The following is an 11,120-nucleotide window of genomic DNA, read 5'->3' on the forward strand; positions in this document are numbered from 1 at the left end:
CGAGGGCCGGAATCCGATCAGGATTCCGGCCCTCGGTGTTTCCCCTTCTCGGTGTTTCTCCCCCTCGGTGGGTCTGCCGCCGGCAAAGGTGCAGCCACGGCCCCCGCAGGCACGCCCCCCACGCAGGTGCAGGCACGCCTCCGCACACAGGCGCAGGCACGCAAAAAGCCCCGGCACCCTCTGGTGCCGGGGCTTTCACGCGTTCGTCACGCCGCCGCGCAGTTCGGGCACAGCCCGCGGTACGTCACCTCGACGTCCGAGATCGTGAAGCCGAAGCGCTCCGAGTCCGGAAGGTCGGCCAGCGGATTGCCGCCGGGGTGGACGTCGCGGATCGCGCCGCAGCCGGCGCAGACCAGGTGCTGGTGCGGCCGGTGGGCGTTCGGGTCGTAGCGCTTGGCGCGCTTGTCCGTGCTGACCTCGATCACCTCACCGAGGGAGACCAGCTCGCCCAGGGTGTTGTAGACGGTCGCACGAGAGATCTCGGGCAGCTTGACCACGGCCCGCGCGTGGACCTCGTCGGCCGTCAGGTGGACGTGCTCGCCGTCCAGGACCTCGGCCACGACGCGCCGCTGCGCGGTCATTCGCCATCCGCGTCCGCGCAGCCGTTCCAGAAGGTCGCTCATAGGCACCAGCTTAACAGCAAGGGGAACAGTTTCCGAACGAGTGTGACTTTGGAGCTCTGTTTGACTTAGACATTGTCCATTGTAGGATCGAGAACGGCTTTGGCCAAGCGACAGGAACAGACAGATGTGCCGGGAGGCGACATGACCCAGGGACCGCTCACGACGGAGGCCGGTGCTCCGGTGGCCGACAATCAGAACAGTGAGACCGCGGGCGTCGACGGCCCGGTTCTGGTCCAGGACCAGCTCCTGCTGGAGAAGCTCGCCCACTTCAACCGCGAGCGCATCCCGGAGCGCGTGGTGCACGCCCGCGGTGCCGGCGCCTACGGCACCTTCACGGTGACGGCCGATGTCACGCAGTACACCCGCGCCAAGTTCCTCTCCGAGGTCGGCAAGCAGACGGAGACGTTCCTGCGCTTCTCGACCGTGGCCGGCAACCTGGGTGCCGCGGACGCCGTCCGCGACCCGCGCGGGTTCGCGCTGAAGTTCTACACCGAGGAGGGCAACTACGACCTCGTCGGCAACAACACCCCGGTGTTCTTCATCCGGGACGCGATCAAGTTCCCCGACTTCATCCACACCCAGAAGCGCGACCCGTACACGGGTTCCACGGAGCCGGACAACGTCTGGGACTTCTGGGGCCTGTCCCCGGAGTCCACGCACCAGGTGACCTGGCTGTTCGGCGACCGCGGCATTCCGGCGTCGTACCGCCACATGGACGGCTTCGGCTCGCACACCTACCAGTGGAACAACGAGGCCGGCGAGATCTTCTGGGTCAAGTACCACTTCAAGACCGACCAGGGCATCAAGTGCCTCACCCAGGAGGAGGCCAACAAGCTCGCCGGTGAGGACCCCGACTCCCACCAGCGCGACCTGCGCGAGGCGATCGAGCGCGGCGAGTACCCGTCCTGGACCGTCTCCGTCCAGATCATGCCGGCGGCCGAGGCGGCGACCTACCGCTTCAACCCGTTCGACCTGACCAAGGTGTGGCCGCACGCCGACTACCCGCTGGTCGAGATCGGCAGGCTGGAGCTCAACCGCAACCCGGACAACGTCTTCGCCGAGGTCGAGCAGTCGATCTTCTCCCCGGCGCACTTCGTGCCCGGCATCGGCCCGTCCCCGGACAAGATGCTCCAGGGCCGCCTCTTCGCCTACGGCGACGCCCACCGCTACCGCGTCGGCATCAACGCCGACCACCTGCCGGTGAACCGCCCGCACGCCACCGAGGCGCGCACCAACTCCCGTGACGGCTACCTCTACGACGGCCGCCACAGGGGCGCGAAGAACTACGAGCCGAACAGCTTCGGCGGCCCGTTCCAGACGGACCGGCCGCTGTGGCAGCCGCTTCCGGTCTCCGGCGTCACCGGTGACCACGCGACCCCGGCGCACGCGGAGGACGACGACTTCGTCCAGGCCGGCAACCTCTACCGGCTGATGTCGGACGAGGAGAAGGACCGCCTGATCGGCAACCTGGCGGGAGCCATCGCACAGGTCTCGCGCGAGGACATCGCCGAGCGCGCGATCGACAACTTCCGCCGGGCGGACGGCGACTTCGGCAAGCGGCTTCAGGCCGCGGTCCAGACCCTGCGCGGCTGATCTCCGGAACCGGACTACTTGTCGCGGTGGTGGACCGGGTCCCTTCGGGGCCCGGTCCGCCGTCGTGCGGTCAGGCCGCCACGCGGGCCGGAGCCCAGCAGCTGATGATGTCGCGGACCGAGACGATGCCGGCCGGTTCGCCGTCGTCGAGGACGATGAGGTGGCGGAAGCCGCCGTGCGCCATGGCGCGGGCGGCCTCCTCCAGGGTCCAGGACGGGGCGGCGAACACGACGTCGGTGGTGGTGTGGGCGTGGGCGGGCTCCGTGTCGGGGTTCTGGCCCAGACCTACGGAGTTGAGGATGTCGCGTTCGGTGAGGATGCCGATGCCGCCGGCGTCGGGGTCGTGGACCACGGCCGCGCCGACCCGGCGGGCGGACATCAGGGCGGCGGCCTGTCGGAGGGTGTGTGCGGGACCGATGGTGAGGACCACCGTGCTCATGGCGTCGCGGACGAGCATGGGATGGAGCCACCTCCTCGCGGAATCCAGCTGGTGACCGGATTCACAAGTTCACAAGTGGGGGGACTCTCAGGGTTGCAGGTAAAGCGGCGGTCAACAAGAGGGCGTGCGCGGCCGGTTGGGGGCGCGCGCAGGCGTCTCCCCGTCCTCAGTGGCGCCGGTTGAGATACCCCAGCAACTCGTCGTGCAGCAGTCCGTTGGACGCCGCCGCGTTGCCGCTGTGAGGGCCGGGCCGGCCGTCCAGGCCGGTGAAGGTGCCGCCCGCCTCGGTCACGATGATCGCGTTCGCGGCCATGTCCCACAGCGACAGCTCGGGCTCCGCGCAGAGGTCGATCGAGCCCTCGGCGACCATCATGTAGGGCCAGAAGTCGCCGTAGGCGCGGGTGCGCCAGACCTCGCGGGTCAGGTCCAGGAAACCGTTCAGGCGGCCCTGCTCCTCCCAGCCGCTGAGCGAGGAGTACGCGAAGGAGGCGTCGGCCAGCTTCGCCACGCGGGAGACCCGAAGGCGCGACGCCTGCGACAGGCTGCGGCCGGAGAAGGCCCCGTGACCCCTGGCGGCCCACCAGCGGCGGCCGAGGGCGGGCGCGGAGACGACGCCGACGACGGGCTGGTAGCCGCCCTCGCCGGCCTCCATCAGGGAGATCAGCGTGGCCCACACGGGAACGCCGCGCACGTAGTTCTTGGTGCCGTCGATCGGGTCGACGACCCAGCGGCGGGGGCCGGTGCCCTCGATGCCGTACTCCTCGCCGAGGACCGCGTCGCGCGGGCGGGCGCGCTGCAGCTGACCGCGGATCAGCTCCTCCGCCGCCTTGTCCGCCTCGCTGACCGGGGTCATGTCCGGCTTGGTCTCGACCTTCAGGTCGAGCGCCTTGAAGCGGTCCATGGTGGCGGCGTCGGCGGCGTCCGCGAGAACGTGGGCCAGGCGCAGGTCGTCAAGGTAGTCCGGCATGTAGCGAACGGTATCCGCCTGGGGCGACACGGGGCCACAGGGGGCGCGGGTGGCGGGGCCGGAGCCGCGGTGTGTCGCTCGAAGGGCGCACATGCCTCCGGACACCCTTGACAGTGCTGCGGTGCGCGTCAAATCTGTGCGCAGAGTCGCTCGCCCCCGGGAGGCGATGATGCCTGCAGCGCGGGAATCCCTGCTGGACGCCGCTTACACGGCGCTGGCGCGTCGGCCGTGGTCCGCGGTACGGATGGTGGACGTGGCCGCGGCGGCCGGGGTGTCCCGGCAGACGCTGTACAACGAGTTCGGCAGTAAGGACGGACTCGCGCGGGCGCTCGTCAGAAGAGAGGCGGACGGCTATCTCGCCGGGGTGGACCGCGCCCTGGCCGCACACGCCGACCCGGGCGAGCGGCTCACCGCCGCCGCCGAGTGGACCGTGGCGGCCGCCCGCCAGAACGCGCTGGTGAAGGCCATGCTCACGGGCTGCTGGAGCGAGCGGTTGCCCTGGCCGACGCTGTCGGCGGTGCCCTCGACCTCTCCCGTACCGGCGCAGCGCAGGGCGGACGGTCCGCTGCCGTCGCCGGGCGAGTTGCTGGGACACGTCCGCGACCGTGCCGTCGCCGCCCTGGCCGCCTCGGTCGCGCCCGTCATGGACGTGGCCCAGCTGGCTGCGGCCTGCGAGCTGGCGATCCGCCTCGCGCTGTCCTGCGTGGCGGCTCCCCCCGGCGAGGGCGGCGTCGCCGCCCTGGTACGCGAGACGCTGCGCCGCCACCAGCTCGTCTGAGCGACCGGCTGCCGCCGGCCCGTCCGAACGGAACCCGGCTCGGGAGCGTGCCCGGCCCTCAGTGCGCCGAGCCCGACAGCTGCAGGCCGATCACGCCCATGATGACGAAGCTGATCGACACGATCTTCAGCGTGGACACCAGGTCGCCGAGGAAGACCATGCCGTAGATCGCGGTGCCCGCCGCGCCGATGCCGGTCCACACCGCGTACGCGGGGCCGACGTCGAGCTTGCGCAGGGACAGGGTGAGCAGGCCGAAGCTGCCGAGCGCGAAGCACGCGAAGGCGATGGTCGGCCAGAGCCTGGTGAAGCCGTGCGACAGCTTCAGGCACACCGCGAAGCCGGTCTCGAGCAGTCCCGCGACGATGACCAGCAGCCACGCCATGTGCCGTCCTCCCGTAGGTCCTCGCGCCGTGACCGCTCCGGCTCGCTGCGATTATGCACTTGCCGGACCTCGGGGGTCACAAACAACGCCAAGGTCACCGCGCGGGTCAGTCGCCCTCCTTGCGCTCCCTGGTGGAGAGCAGCCGGCGCAGCGAGTACAGCCGGGCCGGGTCCGCGTGACCCTCCGCTACCCACGCGTCCAGCGCGCAGTCCGGCTCGTCGTGGCTGCACGCGCGGGGGCAGCCCTCCGTGCCGGGTTCCAGGTCGGGGAAGGCGTGGATGACCCGGGACGGGTCGATGTGGGCGAGCCCGAAGGACCGGACGCCCGGGGTGTCGACGACCCAGCCGCCCGCGCCGGTCAGCGGCAGCGCGAGCGCCGAGGTGGTGGTGTGCCGGCCGCGGCCCGTCACCACGTTGACGTGTCCCGTCAGACGGCGCCTGTCCTCCGGGACGAGCGCGTTGACCAGCGTCGTCTTGCCGACGCCGGAGTGACCCACGAACGCGGTGATCTTGCCGTCCAGATGCTCGCGCACCCGGTCCGCCGCGTCGCCGTTCTCCAGCTCGTCACGGCTGGTGACGACATGGGGGATGTCCAGGTCCCCGTACAGCTCCAGGAGCTTGTCCGGCGGGGCCAGGTCCGATTTGGTCATGACGAGCAGCGGCTCCAGGCCGCCGTCGTACGCCGCCACCAGGCAGCGGTCGATCAGACGCGGGCGCGGTTCGGGGTCGGCGAGCGCGGTGACGATGGCGAGCTGGTCGGCGTTGGCCACGACCACGCGCTCGTACGGGTCGTCGTCGTCCGCGGTGCGGCGCAGCAGCGAGCTTCGTTCCTCGATGCGGACGATGCGCGCGAGCGTGTCCTTCATGCCGGACAGGTCACCGACCAGGGCCACCCGGTCGCCCACGACGGCGGCCTTGCGGCCCAGCTCGCGGGCCTTCATCGCGACGATCGTGCGGCCGTCGACGAGGCAGGTCAGCCGGCCGCGGTCCACGGTGAGCACCATGCCCTCGGCCGCGTCCTCGTGCTTCGGGCGGATGTTCGTACGCGGACGTGTGCCCCTGCGACCGGGCCGGGTCCGGATGTCGTCCTCGTCGGTGTGCTTGCCATAGCGGCGCATGACGTGATCCCCGCGCCTCTACGCCCCGAGCATCCCGGCCCACAGTTCGGGGAAGTCCGGAAGGGTCTTCGCCGTCGTCGCCACGTTCTCGATCTGCACGCCCTCGACCGCCAGGCCGATGATCGCGCCGGCCGTCGCCATGCGGTGGTCCTCGTAGGTGTGGAAGATCCCGCCGTGCAGCCGGCGCGGGCGGATGTGCAGGCCGTCGGCGGTCTCGGTGACATCGCCGCCGAGCTCGTTGATCTCCTTGGTCAGCGCGGCCAGCCGGTCGGTCTCGTGCAGCCGCAGATGGGCCACGCCCCGCAGCGTCGAGGGGGAGTCCGCGAGCGCGGCGACCGCGGCGATGCCCGGGGTCAGCTCGCCGACCTCGCTCAGGTCCACGTCGATGCCGTGGACCGACCCCGAGCCGGTGAACACCAGGCCGAAGTCGGTCAGCTCGCAGGAACCACCCATCTCGGTGAAGATCTCCCGCAACCGGTCACCGGGCTGGGTGGTCCGCGCCGGCCAGTCCGGTACGACCACCTTGCCGCCGGTCACCAGCGCCGCCGCCAGGAACGGCTGGGCGTTGGACAGGTCCGGCTCCACGGTCAGGTCCCGGCCGAGCAGCGCACCCGGGGTGACCCGCCACACGTTCGGCTCGCCGCCCGACTCCGGGGTGTCCACCTGGGCGCCCACTGAGCGCAGCATGTCGACCGTCATCCGGATGTGCGGCATCGACGGCAGCGTCGAGCCGGTGTGCCGGACCTCGACGCCCTGGTTGAAGCGCGGGGCGGACAGCAGCAGGGCGCTGACGAACTGCGACGAGGAGGAGGCGTCGATCTCGACCGGGCCGCCGTCCAGCGCGCCGCTGCCGTGGACGGTCATCGGCAGGGCGCCCCGGCCGTCGTCGTCGATGCGGGCCCCGAGCGCGCGCAGCGCGTCGATCACGCCGTTCAGCGGACGCTCGTACGAACGGGGGTCGCCGTCGAAGCGCACCGGACCGTCGGCCAGCGCGGCGACCGGCGGCAGGAAGCGCATCACCGTGCCGGCGTTGCCGACGTCGACCGTGGCGGGGCCGTGCAGCCCCGCGGGGATCACCCGCCAGGCCTCGCCGGAGGCGCCGGCCCCGGACGCGGAGGACACCGTCTCCTCGATGCCCACGCCCATCGTCCGCAGGGCGCCGGCCATCAGCAGCGTGTCGCGGGAGCGCAGCGGGCGGCGCAGCCAGCCCGGCTCCGAGGCGAGGGCGGCGAGCACCAGCGCGCGGTTGGTGACCGACTTGGACCCGGGCACGTGGACGGTCGCGTCGACGGCTCCGCTCGCGTGCGGCGCGGGCCAGAGGGCGGTGTGTGCGGGGTTCGGGGCCATGGACCCACTCTATAAGGAGGTGGTTGGACAGGCCGTCGTTCGGGTGCGGCCCGGCCGGAGCCGGCCACGCCGGGCGGCGGCGCCGTACACCCACGCCGTACGCGACCCGTGGCCCGGAGCCGTAAGCCCCCACGATCCGGTACGCCCCCCGCCCCCTGGAGCCGTACGCCCCTACGGCCTCCGTCACATTCCCAGCAGCCAGCGTCCCCCGCCCATCAGCGAGCACAGCGACACCGCGTGGAACAGGAACAGCCACAGGCCCGCCGGTACGTGCGTCAGCCGGGACAGCTGGTCGGCGTCCGAGTCCCCGGCGCCCCCGCGGGACCGCTTGGCCTGGAGCTCGAAGGCCGGCCGCACCCCGCCCAGCAGCAGGAACCACACCACCGCGTACGCGAACGCGGCCTGCACCTGGGGCCCGGTCAGCCACGACACCAGCAGGAACGTACCGCCCGTGACCAGCACGGTCAGCGCCCCGTACGCGTTGCGGATCATCACCAGCATCGCCACCAGCAGCACCGTGGCCACCCACAGCAGCAGCGTGATCCGCCCGGCGGCGAGCAGGGCAGCGCCGCCCAGACCCAGCAGCGGGGGAGCGGTGTAGCCGGCGGCCGCGGTGAGGATCATGCCGGCGCCGTACGGCTTGCCGCGGCTCACGGTGAGGCCACTGGTGTCGGAGTGCAGGCGTATGCCGGTCAGCGTGCGGCCGCTCAGCAGCGCCACCAGGCCGTGGCCGCCCTCGTGGGCGATGGTGATGGCGTTGCGGGAGACGCGCCACAGGGTGTGCGGGACGACGACGGCGAGCGCGGCGACCGCGGTGGCGATCACCACCCACAGGTCCGGATCGGGCTGGATGCCCACGAGCCGGTCCCAGAGGCCGGCCAGCGCGGTCGAGGCGAGGCTGTCCATGTGTTCCGGTGGCTCCCTGTGCTCGAGTCAAGAGGGGTCGGCGCGTGGCGCCGTCGTTGAGGGGTGGTGGTCGGGCGACGGGTGGGCCTGGCAGTGTTGCACGTATGTGCGGACGGTATGCGGCAAGTCGCGGAGCCGAGGATCTCGCAGGAATCTTCGAGATCGAGAAGTGGGAGCCGGAAGAGACCCTTGAGCCCGACTACAACGTGGCTCCGACCAAGGAGGTCCATGTCGTCCTGGACCGTCCCTTGAAGGACGCCGAGGACAAGCGTCCGGTTCGGCAGCTGCGGAAGCTGAAGTGGGGCCTGGTGCCCTCCTGGGCGAAGTCCCCCGAGGGCGGCGCGCGGATGATCAACGCACGGGCGGAGACCGTGCACGAGAAGCCGTCGTACCGGCGCGCCTTCGCCGTCCGCCGCTGCATCGTGCCCGCCGACGGCTACTACGAGTGGGTCACCGGCACCGAGGAGCGGGATCTGGAGGTCGAGGGGAAGCGGAAGCGGCCGCGCAAGCAGCCGTACTTCGTGACCCCGGCGGACGGGTCGGTGTTCGCGATGGCGGGGCTGTACGAGTTCTGGCGGGACCGCACGCTGCCCGACGACCATCCGCTGGCCTGGTGGGCGACCTGCTCGGTGATCACCACGGAGGCGGAGCGCACCCCGCTGGCGGTGGCCCCGGCCGAGGGCCCGCGCTCGCTGGCCGACATCCACCCCCGGATGCCGCTCCTGCTCACGCCCGACCGCTGGGACGCCTGGCTGGACCCGGCCCGCACGGACGTGGACGACCTGCGCGCCCTCCTCGCCCCGCCGCCCGCCGGACTGATGCGCGCGTACCCCGTGTCCACCGCCGTGAGCAACGTCCGCAACAACGGGCCGGAGCTGCTCAAGGAGCTGCCGGCATCCGAAGAGGGCACACTCTTCTGACATGACTACGCAGACGGTCGGCACCCCGGAGACGGTCGCCACGGACGCGGGTGATGCCCGCGTCACCTGGCACAGGGCGAGGAAACCCACCATGGTCCTCGCCGTCGGCCATGGCGCCGGGGGCGGCATCGAGGCGCGGGATCTGCGGGCCCTCGCAGAGGTGCTGCCCGCGCGCGGGGTGAGCGTGGCCCTGGTCGAGCAGCCCTGGCGGGTCGCCGGGAAGAAGGTCGCGCCCGCGCCGAAGACCCTGGACGTGGGCTGGCGGGGCGTCTGGCCCGCGCTCGCCGCCGAGGGGCTGCCCGTCGTCTCCGGCGGGCGCAGCGCCGGGGCGCGGGTCGCCTGCCGAACCGCCGTCGAGCTGGGCGCGCACGCCGTGCTCGCGCTGAGCTTCCCGCTGCACCCGCCGGGCAGGCCGGAGAAGTCGCGCGCCGGCGAGCTGCTCGGTGCCGGGGTGCCGACGCTGGTCGTGCAGGGCGGGAACGACCCGTTCGGGAAGCCGGAGGAGTTCCCCGAGGGGGCGTATCGGTTGGTCGAGGTGCCGTACGGAGATCATGGCTTCGCTGTGCCGAAACGCGCGGAGATCACTCAGGAGCGGGCGCTGGAGCTCGTCACCGGCGGTGTCGTGGAGTGGATCGCGTCACTCGGGTGATCCCTGGGAATGCCGGGTGACGGACCGCTGTTGACGGCGACAGAAGTGCTGATGCCTCGGCACCGACGCCCCAGGAGAGGAAGTCCGCCGCATGGGTTCGACCATTTGCCCGAGCCGCAGCCGCGCTGACCTGGACTGGTCCGTGCTGCGCGCGGCCAAGACCGCTCCTATTCGAGCGGCGGGAGGCACGGGTCGTCGTCTATCCTCCGAATCGAGTGGGACCGGTTTCGGTCCTGCGCCATCGTTTGAGGAGGTGGGTCCGGTTCCCGGTACCGACGCAGGGAACGACAACGGCCAGGCGGAGCTGCCCGAGAGCCAGGGCACGGGCGTGGACGCGTCCGCGGAGTCGACCGCCGAGCGCAGCGCGCGCTTCGAGCGGGACGCGCTGGAATTCCTCGACCAGATGTACTCGGCCGCCCTGCGCATGACGCGCAACCCGGCGGATGCCGAGGACCTGGTGCAGGAGACCTACGCCAAGGCGTACGCGTCCTTCCACCAGTTCCGTGAGGGCACCAACCTCAAGGCCTGGCTGTACCGGATCCTGACCAACACCTTCATCAACTCCTACCGCAAGAAGCAGCGTGAGCCCCAGCGCTCCGCCGCGGAGGAGATCGAGGACTGGCAGCTCGCCCGCGCCGAGTCGCACATGTCGACGGGTCTGCGCTCCGCGGAGTCGCAGGCGCTCGACCACCTGCCCGACTCGGACGTGAAGGAAGCGCTCCAGGCCATCCCCGAGGAGTTCCGCATCGCCGTGTATCTCGCGGACGTAGAGGGCTTTGCGTACAAGGAGATCGCGGACATCATGGGGACACCCATCGGTACGGTGATGTCCCGGCTGCACCGGGGCCGCCGTCAACTGCGCGGCATGCTCGAGGACTACGCCCGCGATCGCGGACTGGTCCCGGCCGGTGCCGGAGAGTCGAACGAAGCGAAAGGCTCGGGCTCATGAGCTGCGGAGAGCCGCACGAGACGGACTGCAGTGAGGTACTCGACCATCTGTACGAGTTCCTCGACAGTGAGATGCCGGACGTCGATCGCACCAAGTTCGAGCACCACTTCGAGGAGTGCTCGCCGTGCCTGGAGAAGTACGGCCTTGAGCAGGCCGTGAAGAAGCTGGTCAAGCGGTGCTGCGGGCATGACGACGTACCCGCCGACCTGCGCGCCAAGGTCATGGGGCGGCTCGAGCTGATCCGCTCCGGTCAGACGGTCTCCGAGCGCGATGTGACCGAGGAGCCGGTCACCTCCCAGGAGTCCTGACCACCCCACGTGCGACGCAGGCCCGCCCCATGCCGCGCAGGTCCCTCGTCACCCATACGTGCTAATCCGCGGGTTATCGGCCCACGGACGTCCCGCTGCGCCCCCTAGTCTCCCAGCCGTGGGCAGGCAGGACCGGCGCGAC

General features: G+C 71.3%; 13 protein-coding genes. 6 read left to right on the plus strand and 7 right to left on the minus strand.

The features are described 5' to 3' along the window. Positions 1-206: 206 nt before the first annotated feature. On the minus strand, positions 207-623 hold the full coding sequence (locus IE318_RS19715) for a Fur family transcriptional regulator (RefSeq protein WP_030179174.1): 417 nt from the start codon (positions 621-623) through the stop codon (positions 207-209). A 141-nt stretch (positions 624-764) separates the two neighbouring features. Here IE318_RS19715 and IE318_RS19720 point away from each other — a divergent pair, with 141 nt between their 5' ends. Continuing rightward, complete coding sequence (locus tag IE318_RS19720; RefSeq protein WP_189902158.1) at positions 765-2,216, plus strand: catalase; 1,452 nt, start codon at positions 765-767, stop codon at positions 2,214-2,216. Positions 2,217-2,286: 70 nt separating this feature from the next. Here IE318_RS19720 and IE318_RS19725 read toward each other — a convergent pair whose 3' ends face one another. Together IE318_RS19725 and hisN are read right to left on the minus strand one after the other, a co-directional pair. Continuing rightward, a complete protein-coding gene (locus IE318_RS19725; protein WP_189902166.1) occupies positions 2,287-2,673 on the minus strand; it encodes a CBS domain-containing protein in 387 nt (128 codons plus the stop codon). A 148-nt stretch (positions 2,674-2,821) separates the two neighbouring features. Continuing rightward, positions 2,822-3,622 (minus strand): histidinol-phosphatase, encoded by an 801-nt coding sequence (gene hisN / locus IE318_RS19730; protein WP_030179167.1) that lies wholly within the window; start codon positions 3,620-3,622, stop codon positions 2,822-2,824. Between the two features lie 166 nt (positions 3,623-3,788). Here hisN and IE318_RS19735 point away from each other — a divergent pair, with 166 nt between their 5' ends. Further along, positions 3,789-4,400: a TetR/AcrR family transcriptional regulator gene (locus tag IE318_RS19735; protein WP_189902168.1), complete on the plus strand. Its 612-nt coding sequence runs from the start codon at positions 3,789-3,791 to the stop codon at positions 4,398-4,400. Positions 4,401-4,458: 58 nt separating this feature from the next. Here the strand turns inward: IE318_RS19735 and IE318_RS19740 are convergent, their stop codons facing one another. From IE318_RS19740 to IE318_RS19755, 4 genes are all read right to left on the minus strand, one after another. After that, on the minus strand, positions 4,459-4,782 hold the full coding sequence (locus IE318_RS19740; protein WP_030179165.1) for a DMT family transporter: 324 nt from the start codon (positions 4,780-4,782) through the stop codon (positions 4,459-4,461). A 106-nt stretch (positions 4,783-4,888) separates the two neighbouring features. After that, positions 4,889-5,899: a ribosome small subunit-dependent GTPase A gene (gene rsgA, locus IE318_RS19745; RefSeq protein WP_189902170.1), complete on the minus strand. Its 1,011-nt coding sequence runs from the start codon at positions 5,897-5,899 to the stop codon at positions 4,889-4,891. 18 nt (positions 5,900-5,917) lie between these two features. Beyond that, complete coding sequence (aroA, locus tag IE318_RS19750) at positions 5,918-7,246, minus strand: 3-phosphoshikimate 1-carboxyvinyltransferase (RefSeq protein ID WP_189902172.1); 1,329 nt, start codon at positions 7,244-7,246, stop codon at positions 5,918-5,920. A gap of 183 nt (positions 7,247-7,429) precedes the next feature. After that, complete coding sequence (locus tag IE318_RS19755) at positions 7,430-8,152, minus strand: M50 family metallopeptidase (RefSeq protein ID WP_189902175.1); 723 nt, start codon at positions 8,150-8,152, stop codon at positions 7,430-7,432. A 104-nt stretch (positions 8,153-8,256) separates the two neighbouring features. On the opposite strand from IE318_RS19755, the gene IE318_RS19760 reads away from it, so the two are divergent. The 4 genes from IE318_RS19760 (at position 8,257) to rsrA (ending at position 10,978) form a co-directional block, all read left to right on the plus strand. After that, complete coding sequence (locus IE318_RS19760) at positions 8,257-9,072, plus strand: SOS response-associated peptidase (RefSeq protein ID WP_189902177.1); 816 nt, start codon at positions 8,257-8,259, stop codon at positions 9,070-9,072. 1 nt (position 9,073) lies between these two features. Next, entirely contained in the window at positions 9,074-9,721 is a 648-nt protein-coding gene (locus tag IE318_RS19765; protein ID WP_189902179.1) for an alpha/beta hydrolase family protein, read from the plus strand. A gap of 253 nt (positions 9,722-9,974) precedes the next feature. After that, positions 9,975-10,670: an RNA polymerase sigma factor SigR gene (sigR, locus tag IE318_RS19770; RefSeq protein ID WP_030179146.1), complete on the plus strand. Its 696-nt coding sequence runs from the start codon at positions 9,975-9,977 to the stop codon at positions 10,668-10,670. Beyond that, complete coding sequence (gene rsrA / locus IE318_RS19775) at positions 10,667-10,978, plus strand: mycothiol system anti-sigma-R factor (protein ID WP_030179143.1); 312 nt, start codon at positions 10,667-10,669, stop codon at positions 10,976-10,978. Before sigR ends, rsrA begins: the two co-directional genes overlap by 4 nt. Positions 10,979-11,120: the final 142 nt, after the last annotated feature.

Origin of the sequence: Streptomyces spiralis, from assembly GCF_014654675.1 — a bacterium.
GTDB classification, from domain to species: domain Bacteria; phylum Actinomycetota; class Actinomycetes; order Streptomycetales; family Streptomycetaceae; genus Streptomyces; species Streptomyces spiralis.